The organism is Pseudomonas lini (assembly GCF_030812475.1).
GTDB lineage: Bacteria > Pseudomonadota > Gammaproteobacteria > Pseudomonadales > Pseudomonadaceae > Aquipseudomonas > Aquipseudomonas lini_A.
Window position 1 is genome coordinate 1 of sequence record NZ_JAUSSR010000024.1, and the last position, 17,054, is coordinate 17,054.

General features: G+C 62.6%; 16 protein-coding genes and 1 pseudogene. 8 read left to right on the forward strand and 9 right to left on the reverse strand.

Annotated elements, in window-relative coordinates:
* Positions 1–1,566 (reverse strand): acetaldehyde dehydrogenase ExaC (gene exaC / locus J2W17_RS30015; protein ID WP_307343620.1); only part of this gene is annotated, 1,566 nt, incomplete at its 3' end.
* A 275-nt stretch (positions 1,567–1,841) separates the two neighbouring features.
* On the opposite strand from exaC, the pseudogene J2W17_RS30020 reads away from it, so the two are divergent.
* Positions 1,842–1,919: pseudogene (locus tag J2W17_RS30020) on the forward strand (outer membrane lipoprotein carrier protein LolA); the annotation flags it as partial.
* Positions 1,920–1,941: 22 nt separating this feature from the next.
* Here the strand turns inward: J2W17_RS30020 and J2W17_RS30025 are convergent.
* The 5 genes from J2W17_RS30025 to pedF form a co-directional block, all read right to left on the reverse strand.
* On the reverse strand, positions 1,942–3,720 hold the full coding sequence (locus J2W17_RS30025; protein WP_307343623.1) for a PQQ-dependent methanol/ethanol family dehydrogenase: 1,779 nt from the start codon (positions 3,718–3,720) through the stop codon (positions 1,942–1,944).
* Positions 3,721–4,003: 283 nt separating this feature from the next.
* The gene (locus J2W17_RS30030; RefSeq protein WP_307343626.1) at positions 4,004–4,942 is read right to left on the reverse strand and encodes a quinoprotein relay system zinc metallohydrolase 1; all 939 of its coding nucleotides are present in this window, start codon (positions 4,940–4,942) and stop codon (positions 4,004–4,006) included.
* 16 nt (positions 4,943–4,958) lie between these two features.
* The gene (locus tag J2W17_RS30035) at positions 4,959–5,720 is read right to left on the reverse strand and encodes a quinoprotein dehydrogenase-associated SoxYZ-like carrier (protein WP_307343629.1); all 762 of its coding nucleotides are present in this window, start codon (positions 5,718–5,720) and stop codon (positions 4,959–4,961) included.
* A complete protein-coding gene (locus J2W17_RS30040) occupies positions 5,717–6,595 on the reverse strand; it encodes a substrate-binding periplasmic protein (protein ID WP_307343631.1) in 879 nt (292 codons plus the stop codon). The genes J2W17_RS30035 and J2W17_RS30040 overlap by 4 nt, the downstream gene beginning before the upstream one ends.
* A 3-nt stretch (positions 6,596–6,598) precedes the next feature.
* The gene (pedF, locus tag J2W17_RS30045) at positions 6,599–7,060 is read right to left on the reverse strand and encodes a cytochrome c-550 PedF (protein WP_307343634.1); all 462 of its coding nucleotides are present in this window, start codon (positions 7,058–7,060) and stop codon (positions 6,599–6,601) included.
* 254 nt (positions 7,061–7,314) lie between these two features.
* Here pedF and exaA point away from each other — a divergent pair, with 254 nt between their 5' ends.
* Positions 7,315–9,207, forward strand: coding sequence for a quinoprotein ethanol dehydrogenase (gene exaA / locus J2W17_RS30050; protein ID WP_307343637.1), 1,893 nt, complete (start codon positions 7,315–7,317; stop codon positions 9,205–9,207).
* 199 nt (positions 9,208–9,406) lie between these two features.
* Positions 9,407–10,069: a pentapeptide repeat-containing protein gene (locus J2W17_RS30055; RefSeq protein ID WP_307343640.1), complete on the forward strand. Its 663-nt coding sequence runs from the start codon at positions 9,407–9,409 to the stop codon at positions 10,067–10,069.
* A 151-nt stretch (positions 10,070–10,220) separates the two neighbouring features.
* Here the strand turns inward: J2W17_RS30055 and J2W17_RS30060 are convergent, their stop codons facing one another.
* Genes J2W17_RS30060 through J2W17_RS30070 form a run of 3 tightly spaced genes read right to left on the reverse strand, consistent with a single transcriptional unit; the run spans position 10,221 to position 12,246 of the window.
* A complete protein-coding gene (locus tag J2W17_RS30060; RefSeq protein WP_307343642.1) occupies positions 10,221–10,862 on the reverse strand; it encodes a response regulator transcription factor in 642 nt (213 codons plus the stop codon).
* Positions 10,859–12,121 (reverse strand): sensor histidine kinase, encoded by a 1,263-nt coding sequence (locus tag J2W17_RS30065; protein ID WP_307343645.1) that lies wholly within the window; start codon positions 12,119–12,121, stop codon positions 10,859–10,861. Before J2W17_RS30065 ends, J2W17_RS30060 begins: the two co-directional genes overlap by 4 nt.
* 2 nt (positions 12,122–12,123) lie before the next feature.
* Positions 12,124–12,246, reverse strand: a complete 123-nt coding sequence (locus tag J2W17_RS30070) for a hypothetical protein (protein WP_307343648.1) — start codon at positions 12,244–12,246, stop codon at positions 12,124–12,126.
* Positions 12,247–12,404: 158 nt separating this feature from the next.
* Here J2W17_RS30070 and J2W17_RS30075 point away from each other — a divergent pair, with 158 nt between their 5' ends.
* The 5 genes from J2W17_RS30075 to J2W17_RS30095 all read left to right on the forward strand — a co-directional run bounded on the left by J2W17_RS30075 (position 12,405) and on the right by J2W17_RS30095 (position 17,027).
* Positions 12,405–13,589: an ABC transporter substrate-binding protein gene (locus J2W17_RS30075; protein ID WP_307343652.1), complete on the forward strand. Its 1,185-nt coding sequence runs from the start codon at positions 12,405–12,407 to the stop codon at positions 13,587–13,589.
* Between the two features lie 40 nt (positions 13,590–13,629).
* Positions 13,630–14,604: a YVTN family beta-propeller repeat protein gene (locus J2W17_RS30080; protein ID WP_307343655.1), complete on the forward strand. Its 975-nt coding sequence runs from the start codon at positions 13,630–13,632 to the stop codon at positions 14,602–14,604.
* A complete protein-coding gene (locus J2W17_RS30085) occupies positions 14,601–15,332 on the forward strand; it encodes an ATP-binding cassette domain-containing protein (protein WP_307343658.1) in 732 nt (243 codons plus the stop codon). The genes J2W17_RS30080 and J2W17_RS30085 overlap by 4 nt, the downstream gene beginning before the upstream one ends.
* Positions 15,329–16,120 (forward strand): ABC transporter permease, encoded by a 792-nt coding sequence (locus J2W17_RS30090; RefSeq protein WP_307343660.1) that lies wholly within the window; start codon positions 15,329–15,331, stop codon positions 16,118–16,120. The genes J2W17_RS30085 and J2W17_RS30090 overlap by 4 nt, the downstream gene beginning before the upstream one ends.
* 349 nt (positions 16,121–16,469) lie before the next feature.
* On the forward strand, positions 16,470–17,027 hold the full coding sequence (locus tag J2W17_RS30095) for a PQQ-dependent catabolism-associated CXXCW motif protein (protein ID WP_307343663.1): 558 nt from the start codon (positions 16,470–16,472) through the stop codon (positions 17,025–17,027).
* The last annotated feature ends 27 nt before the right edge of the window (positions 17,028–17,054 follow it).

A 17,054-nucleotide genomic window follows, 5' to 3' on the forward strand; every position in this document is an offset into this window, starting at 1 on the left:
TGCCCCCGGCGCCCCGCCCCCCCCGGCCGCGCCCCCGCCCCCCCGTAAGAAGAAGCCCAGCGGATTGATGTCGTAGCTCACCAGCAGGTTTTTGGTCTGCTGGTAGTGGTCGAGCATCATCTTGTGGTTCTCACGACCGACACCGGACTTCTTGTAGCCACCGAACGCCGCATGGGCCGGGTACAGGTGGTAGCAGTTAGTCCAGACACGCCCGGCCTTGATCGCCCGGCCCATGCGGTAGGCGCGGTTGATATCGCGGGTCCACAGGCCGGCACCGAGGCCGAATTCGCTGTCGTTGGCAATGGCCAGGGCTTCGGCTTCGTCCTTGAAGGTGGTGATACCCACCACCGGGCCGAAGATTTCTTCCTGGAACACGCGCATCTTGTTGTGGCCCTTGAGCAGGGTCGGCTGGATGTAATAGCCCGTCGACAAGTCCCCCTCAAGACGCTCGGCCGCGCCGCCGGTGAGCAGTTCTGCACCCTCCTCCTGGGCGATTTTCAGGTACGAGAGGATCTTGTCGTACTGCTGCTCGGACGCCTGGGCGCCAACCATGGTTTCAGTATCCAGCGGGTTGCCGCGCTTGATCTTGACGATCTTCTTCATCACCACTTTCATGAAGTCGTCATAGATCGACTCCTGCACCAGTGCCCGCGATGGACAGGTGCAGACTTCGCCCTGGTTGAAGAACGCCAGCACCAGGCCTTCGGCAGCCTTCTCGATGAACTGCGGTTCGGCTTGCATGATGTCTTCGAAGAAGATGTTCGGCGACTTGCCGCCCAGTTCGACAGTGCTCGGAATGATATTCTCGGCTGCGCATTTCATGATGTGCGCACCAATCGGCGTCGAGCCGGTGAAGGCGATCTTGGCAATGCGCTTGCTGGTGGCCAGCGCCTCACCCGCTTCGCGTCCGAAACCCTGGACGATGTTCAGCACACCCGCTGGCAGCAAATCGGCGATCAGTTCAGCGAAGACCATGATCGACAGCGGCGTCTGTTCCGCGGGCTTGAGTACCACGCAGTTGCCGGCGGCCAGGGCCGGCGCGAGTTTCCAGGCGGCCATCAGCAGCGGGAAGTTCCACGGAATGATCTGGCCGACCACGCCCAGCGGTTCGTGGAAGTGATAGGCCGTGGTCAGCTCGTTGATCTCGGCGGCACCGCCCTCTTGAGCGCGGATGCACCCGGCGAAGTAGCGGAAATGGTCGGCGGCCAGGGGCACGTCGGCGTTGAGGGTTTCGCGTACCGCCTTGCCGTTGTCCCAGGTTTCGGTGACGGCAAGAATTTCCAGGTTCTGCTCGATGCGGTCGGCGATTCTTAGAAGCACCAACGAGCGGTCCTGCGCCGAGGTCTTGCCCCAGGCATCGGCGGCGGCATGCGCCGCGTCGAGGGCTTTTTCGATATCGGCGGCGCTGGAGCGCGGGAATTCGGCGATCACTTCACCGGTGACCGGTGAAGAGTTGGTGAAGTACTCACCATTGACCGGCGCGACGAACTCGCCGCCGATAAAGTTGCCGTAGCGCGCCTTGAACGTCACGACGGCGCCTGGTGTTCCGGGTTGTGCGTAGATCATGGTGGGCCTCTGTCTGGGTCGATGCCTGTCGGACAAACAGGCGATGGATCGATAGTAGAGAGCCCCGCGTGCCAGACGAATGCGCCGTTGGCAGGGGGATTCTCGTTATTTGGTAGTAGGAGCAAGCTTGCTCGCGATGGTCGTCAACGATAACGCTGGCTACCTGACACCCCGCGGTGCTCTCAGGTTTTTCGCGGGCAAGCCCGCTCCCACAGGGGTAAAGGGTGCTGTTCAAATAGCGCAACGCAGTCTTTGTAGGAGCAAGCTTGCTCGCGATGGTCGTCAACGATAACGCTGGCTACCTGACACCCCGCGGTGCTCTCAGGTTTTTCGCGAGCAGGCTCGCTCCTACAGGGGCTATGCGGTGGATTTGGGTCAGTGTTTGGCCACGACCAGGTCTTTGGGCAACTTGAAGGTCCAGAGCATCCCGCCCTGGTTGAAGTCCTTGATCCGCTTGGCCACTTCGCCGCCCCACAGCGGAACAGCACCACCCCAACCCGAGAGCACCGAGACGTACTGTTCTCCGTCCATTTCCCAGGTCACAGGCGAGCCGAGTACGCCGGAACCGGTCTGGAATTCCCAGACTTTTTCCCCGGTCTTGGCATTGAATGCCTGCAGGAAACCTTCCGGCGTACCGGTGAACACCAGGTTGCCCTTGGTGGTCAGCACCCCGCCCCACAGCGGCGCGAAGTTCTTGTGGCGCCAGACTTCCTTGCCGGTTTTCGGGTCGATGGCGCGCAGCACGCCGATGTAGTCTTCATTCAATGGCTTGATGGTGAACCCGGCACCGAGGAACGCCGCGCCTTTCTTGTAGGCGATGCCTTCGTTCCAGATGTCCATGCCCCACTCGTTGGACGGCACGTAGAACAGTCCGGTGTCCTTGTTGTAGGCCATCGGCATCCAGTTTTTCGCGCCGAGGAACGCCGGGGCGACGAACACCGAACTGCCTTTGGCTTCGGTGCCTGGGGCGCCTGGGCGGCTGGCTTCGTTGTAGATCGGCCGACCCTCTTTATCGAGGCCGGTGGCCCAGGTGATCTTGTCCACGAACGGGAAGCCGCGGATGAATTTGCCGTTGGTGCGGTCCAACACGTAGAAGAAACCGTTGCGGTCTGCCGTGGCGGCCGCTTTTATCTCTTTGCCGCCCTCGCTGTAGTTGAACGAGACCAGCTCATTGACGCCGTCATAGTCCCAACCGTCGTGAGGCGTGCTCTGGAAGTGCCACTTGATGGTGCCGTCGTCCGGGTTGAGCGCCAGGCGCGACGACGAATAGAGGTTGTCGCCAGGGCGCAGGTGCGAATTCCACGGGGCCGGGTTGCCGGTGCCGAACAGCAGCAGATTGGTTTCCGGATCGTAGTAACCGCCGAGCCAAGGGGCGGCGCCGCCGGTTTTCCACAGATCGCCGGGCCAGGTCTTGCCGGCTTCACCGCCGGAGATGCCGTTTTCTACCGCCTTGCCATCCTTGTAGACGTAACCCATGTGGCCTTCGACGGTTGGGCGGCTCCAGAGCAGGTCACCGTTTTTCGGGTCGTAGGCTTCGATCTTGCCGACCACCCCGAACTCGCCACCGGCCACCCCGGTAATCAGTTTGCCGTTGACCACCAACGGTGCGGCGCTGATCGAGTAGCCTTCCTTGTGGTCGGCGACTTTCTTGCTCCAGACGACTTTGCCCGTGTCCTTGTTCAAGGCCACGAGCTTGGCGTCGAGGGTGCCGAAGAACACCAGGTCGCCGTACAGCGCGACACCACGGTTGATCACGTCGCAGCAAGGGCGGATGTCATCGGGCAGGCGCGCATCGTATTGCCAGAGTTTCTTGCCGGTGCGCGCATCCACCGCGAACACTCGCGAATAGGAACCGGTCAGGTACATCACGCCGTCCTTGATCATCGGCTGGGCTTGCTGACCGCGTTGTTTTTCGCCACCGAACGAGAACGCCCAGACCGGCCGCAAGTCCTTCACGTTATTGACGTTGAGGGTGTCCAGCGGGCTGTAGCGCTGACCCTGGACGCCCAGACCGTTGGTGACGATCTGCTCCGGGTTCTTGGGGTCCTGGAGAATGTCCTGGTCGCTGACGGCGGCCAATGCCGGGCCGGATAACAGCATGGCACTGAGCAACAGGCTCAAGACGAATGGTTGGCGACGTGCGGGTTGGGTCATGACGGCTGCCTCTGCGGTTTTTGTTATACCCGGGAAATTTTCCCGGTCTGGTGCAGATTCTTCGCCGCCGACGGCCTGGCAACAATTGCCCGCAGTGCCTAGATTGCTAATCCCTTAGTACCGGGTCGCAGGGTACGAGCACCGGATTTGCGATCAACCCGCCCCCCTGTAGGAGCGAGCTTGCTCGCGATGGTCGTTAACGCTAACGCGTGCTCACTGATTAAACGCGGCGCTCTTGCGTCCATCGCGAGCAAGCTCGCTCCTACATGGGGGCCGGGGTTGGTCATTTGTTTGCGGTGGAATCGACTCGGGTCATCTGTGCGCGTTCATAGCGCGGATACAGATGACTGACACTGCGGATCAGTTCATAGCGGCTCAGGCTGATCCCCGCAAACCGTTCGGGAATGGGGCTGCGGATCATCTCGGCCATGTCGCTGCCGTTGGCGGCGCCGTCGCGCATCAGCTGATCGAGCCAGGTCAGGTAGTCGCGCATTTGCTCGAACGGCGTTGCATCTGTGGCCACGGGGCCATGCCCCGGCACGATCAGCGTCCAGGGCGCGCCTTGCAGGGTCGCAATGTCCGACAGCCAGACAGCCAGCCCCGGACTGTTGGGGGTGGTCAGCGCCCGTTGATAAAACACCAGATCCCCGGCAAACAGCACGCCGGTTTTCCGGTCGAGAATAGCCAGATCCGCACCCGTGTGCCCACCCAGGCTCAGCAGGTGCAGATCGTGATTCCCAAAACTTTGCACCCCGGGCGTCAGTGTCCGGGTCGGCAATACCACTTCAGTGCCGCGCATCCAGTCGCCCACCAGTCGGTACATGTTCTCGGCCATCGCCTCGCCTTGCTGGCGCAACAGCTCGGTGGTGCCGGCCAACGCGCCGATCGGCACGTCACTGAAGGCCTGGTTGCCCAGCACATGGTCGGGGTGGTGATGGGTCAGCAGGACCTGGACCACCGGTTTGTCAGTGATCGCGGCTATGGCCTTGCGCATCGCCTCGCCGTAACGTTTCGATGGCCCGGTGTCGATCACCACCACCCCGGCTTCGGTGACGATGAACGCGGTATTGACGATGTTGCCGCCGTTGGCCTTGGCGAAATTGTCGGTGCTGCCTTCCAGCAACCAGGTGTCTTCGGCGATCTGCCGGGGCTTGAGCGAGTAATCGAGGTCGGCCAGGGCCGGCAGGCCCAGGCCCATGAACAACAGCAGCATCCAGCGCATGATGCGCTCCTTGGGTTCAGGGTATGGCCGCATCGAATTGATTGCCGCTGTTGTCGCGCAGCAACAGGCGCGTCTGCCCTGCCCCTTGGATATCAAAAGCCAGGTTGGGGTTTTCGCTGACGGCGGGAAACAACTCGAGACGAGCCAGCAGCTGGTCGTTACCGTCGCGCAGTTCCGCATGGTTGATGAAGAATTCGGGAATGCCGCTGACCATGCCATTGTCCATCGGGTGCGCCACCTGCAGGCGCAAACGGCTGAATTCGCCGCGGGGATAACGACCGCCGAGCACTTCACCGATGTGCTCCTCCCAACCCGGCTGGGTGCGCACCACGCTTGGCGCCGTGCAGCCGCCGCCCGCCGCATCGATCAGGGTCGAGCCGACATGCCACAGCCCGTCACGGGTCAACACCGCGGCGCGCAGGGGCGTGGCCTGTTCGATGCGGATGCGCAGCGACAGCCATGGCAGCACCCGGTCCAGCGGCTGGAAATCGACGATCTTCGGCAAGGGATTGAGTTCGGCCCAGGCTAGGATTTTCACCACCTCGCCCTTGAACGCCCGGGCGTCGATTTCCAGCGGCACTTGCCGGGCGTCTTCGGCGAACGGCGGCGCGAGCAGCTTTACCCGATCGTCAAACACGAACGGCGCGTCGCCGAGCAGTTGCTTGTGATAGAAAGCCCACATCACCGAGGGCACCGGGTCCTTGCCCGGCTCGATGCTAACCGCGTGCGCGGCCATCGGCAGCCAGCAGGCCAGCAGACAACCCGCTCGCCAGTTCACTGTTGATACATCTCGGGCACGTCATAGCGCAGCCCATAATGGCCATAAATGGCTTTGACCGAACCGTCGCGAATCAAGGCTTCCAGCGCTTCCTCCACGGCATAGGCCAACTGCCGGTTGCTTTCATGCACTGCCATGCCGATCTCCCAGAGCTGCTTGCCCATGTTCGGGTAGGCGTTTTCCGCCAGCGCCACCTGCGGGTCCGCCGCCTGGTGAACTTGCCAGTCGATTTCGCCGCGCATGGCCATCACCGCATCGACTTCACCGGCCTTCATGGCCGCGAACGCCTGTGGCACGCCAGGATAGTGGTGAGTCTTGCCGGCGAGCATGCCGTTGAACACCGAAGTCAGGTAGAAGGACGGCACACTGTCGACTTCGACCCCGATCGGGTGGTGCTCGAACACGGCGACACTGCCCACCTTGTCCAGCCGCCGGCGGTCATAGGCAACCTGCCATTGTTCGTTCTGATACGGCCCGAACATCACCACATGGCCGTTCTCCAGTTCGCCCAGCTCGTTGCGTTTACGGGCGTAGTCCTGGTCATAAGGCACGCGCATCATCAGGTCGGCCAGTTGCAGGTCGTGCAACTGGCTCGCGCGCCAGATGTAGTCGCGCAGGTCGTCGTCGAGCTTCTCGCCGGCCGGGGCCCAGATCAGCGCCAGGCGCACGCCAAGCGCCTTGGCCAAGGCCTGGGCGAGTTCGACGTCGACCCCGCGCGGCTGGCCGGTGTCTTCGAAACTGTAGGGGGCGAAATCCTTGTAGACCGCCACTTTCAGCTCCCCGGCGGCGATCATTTCGTCATAGGTACGGATCTGCGCCTGCGCCACCTGGCAGCACAGCAACACAGCGCTGATCAACACCGCGAGCAGGCGCATGGGTCATTCCTCGACGTGAACGCTGTCCAGGTAAGTGCGCACCGCCCACAAGGCTTCCTGGCTCAGGTAGTCGGCCATCTTCGGCATGTACACCCGGCCATCGCGCACGGCACCGTTGCGGACCCGTTCGACGAACCATTCATCTCCAGCCTCGCCGACATCGAGCATGCGCAGGTCGGGAGCGATGCCGCCGGACTTGGCTTCCAGGCCATGGCAGGCCGCACAGTTCTGGTTGTAGGCCGAAGAGCCTATTTCCAGTGCCTTGTCGTGTTCGGGGGAGGTGCGATAGGGGTTCACCGCCGCCCAGCCATCGGCATCGACCTGCACGCCGGCGTCCTTGATCGGGGTCAGGCCCTGGGTTGCGACGGCCTGGGGTACCACATTGCCGTGGGCCCAAACGGAACCTGCACTGATAAAACCGGCCAGTAGCCCGGCAACAAGCAAGGCGTTGCGTTTTGTTGTCATTGTTATGCCCTCTGGATTGCACGCAAAACCTCTTACAAGAGGCTATGGCACCCATCTTGGGACAGGCTTGGCGCACGCCCCATGCTGCTTTGGTGTCCGCCACCCGGTACCTTGGTAGTAGGGCTAGTGGCGCACGCCCAAATCAGGTGCCCGATGGGAATTTTTCCCGGCAACGGCGGGACTTTTTCCGTATCCGGCAACCCATCGGGCGCACCACCCTGTGCAGGCCAAAACCTCCACTGGGAACTGCCACCATGACAATAAGATCGCTACCCGCCCTTTCACCGCTGACCCTTGCCGTGCAGGCATTTTTGCTGGTGGGCACATTGACCCTGGGCGCTGCCAGCTACGCCGCAACCGCTCCTGCGGCCGCCACCCGCAACGTGACCTGGGAAGACATCGCCAACGATCACCTGACCACCAAGGACGTGCTGCAATACGGCATGGGTACCAACGCCCAGCGCTGGAGCCCGCTGGCCCAGGTCAACGACAAGAACGTGTTCAAGCTGACGCCGGCCTGGTCCTATTCGTTCGGCGACGAGAAGCAGCGCGGCCAGGAATCCCAGGCGATCGTCAGCGACGGCGTGGTGTACGTCACCGGTTCCTATTCCCGGGTATTCGCCCTGGACGCCAAGACCGGCAAGCGCCTGTGGACCTACAACCATCGCCTGCCGGACAACATTCGCCCGTGCTGCGACGTGGTCAATCGCGGGGCCGCCATCTATGGCGACAAGATCTACTTCGGCACCCTCGACGCGCGCCTGGTCGCCCTGGACAAGAACACCGGCAAAGTGGTGTGGAACAAGAAGTTCGGCGACCACGCCGCCGGCTACACCATGACCGGTGCCCCGGTGCTGATCAAGGATAAGACCAGCGGCAAAGTGCTGCTGATCCATGGCAGCTCCGGCGACGAGTTCGGCGTGGTCGGGCAGCTCTTCGCCCGCGATCCGGACACCGGTGAAGAAGTCTGGATGCGGCCCTTCGTCGAGGGGCACATGGGCCGCTTGAACGGCAAGGACAGCACCCCCACCGGTGACGTCAAGGCGCCGTCCTGGCCGGATGATCCGACCACCGAAACCGGCAAGGTCGAAGCCTGGAGCCACGGCGGCGGAGCCCCTTGGCAGAGCGCCAGTTTCGATCCGGACACCAACACTATTATCGTCGGCGCCGGCAACCCCGGCCCGTGGAATACCTGGGCGCGCACGTCCAAGGACGGCAATCCCCACGACTACGACAGCCTCTACACCTCGGGCCAGGTGGGCGTCGACCCGAGCACCGGCGAGGTGAAATGGTTCTACCAGCACACGCCGAACGACGCCTGGGATTTCTCCGGCAACAACGAGCTGGTGCTGTTCGACTACAAGGACAAGGACGGCAAGACGGTCAAGGCCACCGGCCATGCCGACCGCAACGGTTTCTTCTACGTGGTCGATCGCAACAACGGCAAACTGCAGAACGCCTTCCCCTTCGTCGACAACATCACCTGGGCCAGCCACATTGATCTCAAGACCGGCAAGCCAGTGGAGAATCCGGGCCAGCGTCCGGCCAAACCCTTGCCGGGCGAAACCAAGGGCAAATCCGTGGAAGTGTCGCCGCCCTTCCTGGGTGGCAAGAACTGGAACCCGATGGCGTACAGCCAGGACACCGGGCTGTTCTACATTCCGGGCAACCAGTGGAAGGAGGAGTACTGGACCGAGGAGGTCAACTACAAGAAAGGTTCGGCCTACCTGGGCATGGGCTTTCGCATCAAGCGCATGTACGACGATCACGTCGGCAGCCTGCGGGCCATGAACCCCACCACGGGCAAAGTGATCTGGGAACACAAGGAAGCGCTGCCACTGTGGGCCGGCGTACTGGCGACCAAGGGCAACCTGGTGTTTACCGGCACCGGCGACGGTTTCCTCAAGGCCTTCGACGCGAAAACCGGTGCCGAGCTGTGGAAGTTCCAGACCGGCAGCGGCATCGTCTCGCCGCCGATCACCTGGGAACAGGATGGCGAGCAATACGTGGGTGTGACCGTCGGTTACGGCGGCGCAGTGCCGTTGTGGGGCGGCGACATGGCCGAACTGACCAAGCCGGTGGCTCAGGGCGGGTCGTTCTGGGTGTTCAAGATTCCGAGTTGGGATCAGCAAACTGCGAAACGCTGATACCCCCTTCGCCGGCAAGCCGGCTCCTACAGATGTACGCACCCTCCTGTAGGAGCTGGCTTGCCAGCGAAGGCGGCCTTGAGCCTTGCACCGCCCATAAAAACGCCTTCGCCAGCAAGCCGGCTCCTACAGGAGGGTGCGTCCCCCTGCAGGAGCCGGCTTGCCGGCGAAACGCCCTCCCAAACGACGAGAACCCACCATGAAATACCTGCCTCTTGTGCTGTTGCTGACTACCTTGCCAGCGTTCGCCACCGACACCGACACCGACACCGACCAAGACACCCCACTGATCATCAACGGCTGCACTATCGCCGACCACAGCCAATGCCCCGGCGCCAATCTCAAAGGCGCGAACCTGAGCAATCAGGACCTGCGCAACATGAACCTCAGCGGCGCCGATCTGCGTGGTGCAGACCTGCGTCACGCCCGCCTCGACCTTGCCAACCTGGAACAAGCCCAGCTGCAAGGCGCCAACCTGACCCGCGCCAGTCTGCAACAAAGCAACCTGCGCCTGGCCGATTTCACCGGCGCGACGCTGATGGCGATCCAGGGTTGGGGGCTGTTCGCCCAGGGCGCGCAGTTCCAGGATGCCAACCTCAGTGGCGCCTACCTGCAATTCGCCCGCTTCTCCGGGGCCCGGTTGCACAACGCCGATTTGCGCGCTGCGGATCTGGAAATGACCTGGCTGAGCAAGGCCGATCTCAAGGGCGCCAACCTCGGCGATGCCAACCTGCAGGAGGCGAAGTTCGGTGAGAGCAATCTGGAACAGGCGAACCTCAGCGGTTCGCGCCAGCATTACGCGAACTTTCAGGATGCGAACATGGAGGGGTGTACGGGGTGTCCGACCAGCTGGAATAGGTGACCCGTTCTACCGGTTGACGGATAACCCTGTGGGAGCGAGCTTGCTCGCGATGCACCTGAGAACGCCACTGGGTGTCAGGCTACCCGCGTTATCGTTGACGACCATCGCGAGCAAGCTCGCTCCCACAGGGTCATGCGGTGGATTGATTGAATCAATTCGCCACCCGCACCACCCCCATATCAATCCCCAGATGCACCAGTTCGGCATGGGAACTGACCTGCAATTTGCTCTTGAGCAACGTCAGGTGATTGGAAACCGTCTTGCTGCTGATGCTCAACTGCTCGGCAATCACCCGCGCCGGGGTCCCCTTGGCGAGCATCACGAAAATCTCCAGCTCGCGCCGGGTCATGCTCTGCAACCGCGGATCGCCGCTGGCGTCCTGTTGTGGATGGCACGCCAATTGGGTGGCCAGGGGCTGTTCGATATAGGCATGCCCGGCCAGGGTCCGCCGCACAGCCTCGATCAACACCTCGGGGGCCGAGCTTTTGGTCAGGTAACCCGAAGCCCCCGCATCCAGCGCCTGGCGCACCAGTGGCAACTCATCGTGCATGCTGAAAAACAACACCCGCAGCTGCGGCAAGCGCTGGCGCAATCGGCGGGTCGTTTCCAGGCCACTGATTCCCGGCAAGCCAAAATCCATGATCACCAGGTTCGGCACGGCTTCTTGTACCCGCGCCAGCGCCTCTTCACCTGTGGCCGCCTCACGGACTTCCATCGCCGGCAGCAACGCCCGCAACAGACTCGCATAACCCTGACGGACCACCGCATGGTCATCGACCAGCAATATATTCATGACGCCTCCAAAGGCATGCTCAACACCAGTGCCCAACCGGCACCGGGATGGCTGATGATCCGCAGCTCGCCACCCAGGCTGCGGGCGCGCTCGAACATCGAATACAAACCGACACCTGGCCGCTGGGGCTGTTGTGCACCGCGACCGTTGTCGCGAATCAGCAAGCGCAGATGCCTGCCGCGATGTTGCAGGCGCACCCTCACCTGGCTGGCGTCGGCGTGTCGGGCGACGTTGGTCAATGCTTCCTGCAACAGACGGTAGAGATGGGTTTTCTCTGGCCCGGGCAATGCCGGTAACTGCGCGCTGACGCGTAACCGGCAATCGATGCCCTGCCGACCCTGCCATTGCTCCACCAGCAGGCCGAACGCTTCGGCCAGTGGCAGGTGTTGCAACACCACTGGATAAAGGTCGTGCACCAGCGCGCGAAAACCGTGCTGCAGGTGCTCGCAATTGTGCTCAAGCTCGCGCACCGTGCGTTCCACCACCACCGGTTGATCCGCCACCAGACGCAACAGACAGGCCTGGGCGCGAATGCCGGCCAGATACTGACCGAGGTCATCGTGCAGGGTTTGCGCCAGATAAGTGCGTTCCTGCTCCTGCACCGCCAGCAAGGTTCGGGTCAGTCGGGTATTGTCGCCGCGCGCCTGTTCCAACGCTTGGGTCATGTGATTGAAATGCAGCGCCAGTTGCCGTGCCTCCGGCAGGCCTTCGGCGCGCAACCGCACGTTCAGCTGGCCACCGGACACCTGCTGCAACGCCCGCAGCAAGTCGTCAAGCAGGCCCATGCCCCGGCGCACGGCCCAGCGAATGGTCAGCAGACTCAACAACAACGCCAGGCCACACAGGCTCAGCAACTGTTGCAGCGAGTCCCGGACTTCGTCGATTTCATCCCGCGGATCGACCGCAATCTGTACGCGCCGGCCATCGCGCAGATCCACCACCCGCGAACTGTCCCGGGCTTGGGCGAATAACAGCCCCCCGAGCCAGGCATCAGGCCCGTTGCGGTCCGGCAGCCGCGCGACCTCACCCGGCTCCAGCCAGCGCACCCGCACATGACGCAAACTGCTGGTGAGCCTTGGCTGCAAGCTGGCGGGGTCGCGCTCGGCGGTTTCACTCAAGTACTCCACCACCGCTTCGGCCGATTGCAGCTCTCGCTCCACATCCGCAAGCGCCTGGTGCACCAGCAAGCCCATGCACGCCAGGGTCACCAGGGCGAAAAATCCGCACACCCACAGGTTGATCCGCCACAGGGCCGACATGCCTAGCGCCCCGGTGTCGCGGGCATCACCGACAACGGTGCCGGGCGCGGGCCGTGAAGCTTGTCGACACCGATCAGGGTCAGGATCAGCAGCAACGGCAGGAGCAGCGCCTTGAGAATACGCATGGTCGAAGTCCTCCAGGATGATGGCCGTTACTGCCCATGCTAGAACCGCGCCGTCCGGAGCAGGTTACTACCTTGGTACTGCCTCACTGGTACTTTCTGCATATTTCCTTCTGCCTCGCAGGCTTCCTATGCTGGCGCTACCTGTAAAGGAGTGCCCTATGCGCCAGCTTGCCCCTTACGCCCTGATCTACCTGCTGGCAGTTGCCTGTGCTGCCGGGCTGGCCACCCAAAGCCAGGCCGCGGACGTGCCGTTGCAGGTGCAGATCGGCTATCTGGGCTATCGCCCCGACCCGGGCCCGCTGTTGTCGAACGTCATTCCCGAGCCGCTCGATGCCGGGCTGCGTGGCGCCGAGCTGGCGATCACCGACAGCAACAGCACCGGGCGTTTTCTCAACCACAGCTACCTTTTGGCCGGCGCCAACGTCGACAACCCGCAAGCCCTGCTCGACGCGGCCAAAGCCCAACACGCACAAGGCCTGCGCCTGTTTGTGGTGAATGCTCCGGCCGCCAGCTTGCGCCAACTCAGTGCCGCCCTGCCCGACAGCCTGCTGTTCAACGCCGGCAGCCCCGACGACAGCCTGCGCAGCACCGATTGCTTGCCGAACGTGCTGCACAGCCTGCCGAGCCGGGCGATGCTGGCCGATGCGCTGGCGCAATTTCTGGTGGTGCGCAAATGGCAACGGGCGTTGCTGATCGTTGGCCCGACCCCGGACGATCAAGCCTATGCCGCCGCCCTGCGGCGTGCCGCCAAACGTTTCGGCCTCAAGCTGGTGGCGGAAAAAGCCTGGAGTTTCGATAACGATCAACGCCGCAGCGCCCAGGCCGACATGCCGCTGTTCACCCAGACCGCCGAATACGACGTGGTGCTGGTGGCCGATGAACGCGGCGACTTCGGCGAATACGTGCCGTACCAGACCTGGTACCCGCGGCCCGTTGCCGGCACCCAGGGCCTGACCCCGGTGGGCTGGCACAAGACTGTGGAAACCTACGGCGCCGCGCAGTTGCAGAAACGCTTTGAAGCGCTGGCCGGACGCTGGATGAACGACCGCGATTTCTCCGCGTGGATCGCCGTGCGCAGCATCGCCAGCGCCGTGAGCAAATTGCGCCAGGTCGATCCGATGGCGATCCGTACGCTTGAGACCGGCGATCAATTGCCCCTGGACGGCTTCAAGGGACGCAAGCTCAGTTATCGCCCATGGAACGGCCAATTGCGCCAGCCGATCCCCATCGTGCAGCCCCGGGCGCTGGTCAGTACCTCGCCGCAAGATGGTTTCCTTCACCCCTTCAACGAAATGGACAGCCTTGGGTATGACAAGCCCGAGGTCAGCTGCCGCTTTCCCTGATTCGGCTTTCCACAAAAACCACAACAACAAGGAATCCACCATGCGTCGCACCCTGCTCTGCCGTTCCCTGCTTTCTGGGGCCCTGCTGCTCGCCGCCGGGCACGCTGGCGCCACTACCGCCTGGGTTTCCAACGAAAAAGACAACAGCCTGAGCCTGATCGACCTGCAAACCCTGCAAGTCACCGACACCCTGGCCGTCGGCCAGCGTCCGCGCGGCTTGCTGCTGTCCCACGACAACAAGCTGCTGTACATCTGCGCCAGCGACTCGGACCGGGTCCAGGTGATGGACGTCGCCACGCGCAAGATCATCAAGGAGCTGCCCTCGGGCAAAGACCCCGAGCAGTTCGCCCTGCACCCGAACAATCGCTGGCTGTATGTCTCCAACGAAGACGACGCGCTGGTGACGGTGATCGACACTGAAACCTCCAAGGTGCTGAGCCAGATCAGCGTCGGCGTAGAGCCCGAAGGCATGGCCGTCAGCCCCGACGGCAAGTGGGCGGTAAACACCAGCGAAACCACCAACATGCTGCACTGGATCGACACCAGCACCCAGACCCTGGCGGACAGCACCCTGGTGGATCAGCGGCCGCGCTTCGTCGAATTCACGCCCGACGGCTCCAGGCTCTGGGCCTCGGCGGAGATCGGCGGCACAGTGACGATTCTCGACGTCGCCAGCCGCCAGGTCCTCAAGACACTGACCTTCCAGATCAAGGGCGTGCACCCGGATAAAGTCCAGCCGGTGGGGATCAAGCTCAGCGCCGACGGCAAGTACGGTTTCGTCGCCCTCGGCCCCGCTAATCATGTCGCAGTGATCGATGCCAAGACCTTTGAGATTCTCGACTATCTATTGGTCGGGCGACGGGTCTGGCAGATGGCGTTTACCCCGGATCAAAAACAACTGCTGGCCACCAATGGCGTCAGCGGCGATGTGTCGGTGATCGATGTCGACAGCCTCAAGGTGGTCAAATCGGTCAAGGTCGGCCGTTACCCATGGGGCGTGGTGGTGACCCCATGAACGCCCTGGAGGTCAGCGATCTGAGTTTTTCCTATGGCGCGCGGGAAGCGTTGCGCCAAGTCAGTTTCAGCCTGGCACCCGGGCGATTTGCGGCGCTGCTGGGACCCAATGGCGCCGGCAAGTCGACACTGATTGCGCTGCTCACCCGGCTCTATGATGTGCAGCGTGGCGACATCCGGGTCGGCGGTTGTTCCCTGCGCGACGCGGCGCGCCCGGCGCTCAAGCAATTGGGCGTAGTATTCCAGCAAAGCACCCTCGACCTGGACCTCAGCGTCGAGCAAAACCTGCGTTATCACGCCGCGCTCCATGGGATGTCCAAGCGTCAGACTGGCCTGCGTGTCGACGCCGAACTGGCCCGGCAGAACCTGACCGAACGCCGTCGGGAGCGAGTACGCGAACTCAATGGCGGCCATCGGCGCCGGGTGGAAATCGCCCGGGCCTTGCTGCATGAACCGCGCCTGCTGCTGCTCGATGAGGCCAGCGTCGGGCTCGACCCGGCCAGCCGCCTGGCGCTCAACCAGCACATCCGCAGCCTGTGCCGCGAGCAGCACCTCAGCGTGCTCTGGACCACCCATTTGCTGGATGAAGTGCACGCCAGCGACGATTTGCTGATTCTCCATCAGGGACGGCTGGTAGCCAGCGGGCAGGCCGATGTCCTGAGCCTGGAACATGGTGGCGACCTTGGGTCGGCCTTCGCTCGCCTGACCACCCCCGGAGTGACCGGATGAACGCTTACTGGCAATGTTTCAGCGGCATCGTATTGCGCGAATGGCTGCGTTTTGTCCTCCAGCGTACGCGATTTCTCAGTGCCCTGGTGCGGCCGCTGCTGTGGCTGCTGGTGTTCGCCGCCGGCTTTCGCGCAGCGCTCGGGATCGCGATCATCGCGCCCTACGACACCTACATTCCCTATGAGGTCTACATCGTCCCAGGCCTTGCCTGCATGATCCTGCTGTTCAATGGCATGCAAGGCTCACTGTCGATGGTCTACGATCGGGAAATGGGCAGCATGCGCGTACTGCTGACCAGCCCCCTGCCCCGGACTTTTCTCCTGTGCAGCAAGCTGTTGGCTACTTCACTGATTTCGCTGCTGCAGGTGTATGCCTTTCTGGCGATCGCCTGGGTGTACGGCGTGCAACCGCCGACCATGGGCCTGCTGATGGCGCTGCCGGCGCTGTTGCTGGTGGCGTTGATGCTCAGCGCGCTGGGGTTGCTTTTGTCCAATGCGATTCGCCAGCTGGAGAACTTTGCCGGGGTGATGAACTTCGTGATCTTCCCGCTGTTTTTCCTGTCGTCGGCGTTGTATCCGTTGTGGAAGATGCGCGAGTCGAGTGAGTGGTTGTACTGGTTGTGCGCGTTGAATCCGTTCAGCCATGCGGTGGAGCTGGTGCGGTTTGCGTTGTATGAACGTTTCAACGCATTGGCGCTGGCGGTGTGCCTGGGGCTGACGCTGATGTTCACGCTCCTCGCCGTCATCACCTTCAACCCGCAACACGCCGCCCTGCGCAAATCCACCTGACACCACCCCCCCCTGCAGGAGCTGGCTTGCCAGCGAAGGCGTCATCACGGCCACCATCGCCTTCGCTGGCAAGCCAGCTCCTACAGGGTTCGCTATCGATCATGACAACGTGGTGTGTCAGTTACGCCGCCTTCGCTGGCAAGCCAGCTCCTACAGGTTCGCTATCGATCCTGACAACGTGGTGTGTCAGTTACGCCGCCTTCGCTGGCAAGCCAGCTCCTACAGGGGGTTTGTGTCGAGCACAGGAGCAGAAATTACTACTTTAGTACTGCTTTACCTGCCTATCGTCGCATTTCAATCGCACCGCCACTGGCATGTAATGGGTTCATAACTATAAGGATCGAACCACATGCCGCGTGCCCGACCCTTTCTGCTACGTCCGTCTCTTGTTGCGCTGTCGCTGAGCCTGTTGTTGGGCGTCGCCCAGGCCGAAACGCCGCTGTTCTCCGCCGATGGCTATCGCATCGGTCTCTACCGCAGCCCGACCCCGAATCAACTGCCGGGCGCGTCCATCGTCGACACGCCGGGCCTGCAAACGCTGCTCAGCCAAACGCCGCCCCCGCTACTGATAGACGTCTACCGCCGCCAATGGCTGCAAGGCCGTTTCATCGAAGATCAGCCCCACGAAAATCTGCCCGGCAGCCATTGGCTGGCCAATACCGGTGACGGTGATCTGTTACCCGCCTGGCAGGACTATTTTGCGCGTAACCTGAACACATTGACCGCCGGTGATCTTGCGCGACCGCTGGTTTTCTATTGCCGTTCCGATTGCTGGCTGAGCTGGAACGCGGTCAGGCGTGCCGCCGCCATGGGCTATAAGACATTGTATTGGTACCGCGACGGCCTGGATGCCTGGCAAGCGGCGAACCTGCCCGTTGTGCCTGCCCGACCCGAACCCTTTCCCTGATCTTTACGCTTGCGTGTTGTTGCCGCA

Coding starts and splice junctions, on each gene's coding strand:
- J2W17_RS30090 (WP_307343660.1), top strand. CDS start 15,329: ATGAACGCTTACTGGCAATGTTTCAGCGGCATCGTATTGCGCGAATGG.
- J2W17_RS30070 (WP_307343648.1), bottom strand. CDS start 12,246: ATGCGTATTCTCAAGGCGCTGCTCCTGCCGTTGCTGCTGATCCTGACC.
- exaA (WP_307343637.1), top strand. CDS start 7,315: ATGACAATAAGATCGCTACCCGCCCTTTCACCGCTGACCCTTGCCGTG.
- J2W17_RS30060 (WP_307343642.1), bottom strand. CDS start 10,862: ATGAATATATTGCTGGTCGATGACCATGCGGTGGTCCGTCAGGGTTAT.
- J2W17_RS30085 (WP_307343658.1), top strand. CDS start 14,601: ATGAACGCCCTGGAGGTCAGCGATCTGAGTTTTTCCTATGGCGCGCGG.
- pedF (WP_307343634.1), bottom strand. CDS start 7,060: ATGACAACAAAACGCAACGCCTTGCTTGTTGCCGGGCTACTGGCCGGT.
- J2W17_RS30040 (WP_307343631.1), bottom strand. CDS start 6,595: ATGCGCCTGCTCGCGGTGTTGATCAGCGCTGTGTTGCTGTGCTGCCAG.
- J2W17_RS30080 (WP_307343655.1), top strand. CDS start 13,630: ATGCGTCGCACCCTGCTCTGCCGTTCCCTGCTTTCTGGGGCCCTGCTG.
- J2W17_RS30025 (WP_307343623.1), bottom strand. CDS start 3,720: ATGACCCAACCCGCACGTCGCCAACCATTCGTCTTGAGCCTGTTGCTC.
- J2W17_RS30055 (WP_307343640.1), top strand. CDS start 9,407: ATGAAATACCTGCCTCTTGTGCTGTTGCTGACTACCTTGCCAGCGTTC.
- J2W17_RS30030 (WP_307343626.1), bottom strand. CDS start 4,942: ATGCGCTGGATGCTGCTGTTGTTCATGGGCCTGGGCCTGCCGGCCCTG.
- J2W17_RS30065 (WP_307343645.1), bottom strand. CDS start 12,121: ATGTCGGCCCTGTGGCGGATCAACCTGTGGGTGTGCGGATTTTTCGCC.
- J2W17_RS30095 (WP_307343663.1), top strand. CDS start 16,470: ATGCCGCGTGCCCGACCCTTTCTGCTACGTCCGTCTCTTGTTGCGCTG.
- J2W17_RS30075 (WP_307343652.1), top strand. CDS start 12,405: ATGCGCCAGCTTGCCCCTTACGCCCTGATCTACCTGCTGGCAGTTGCC.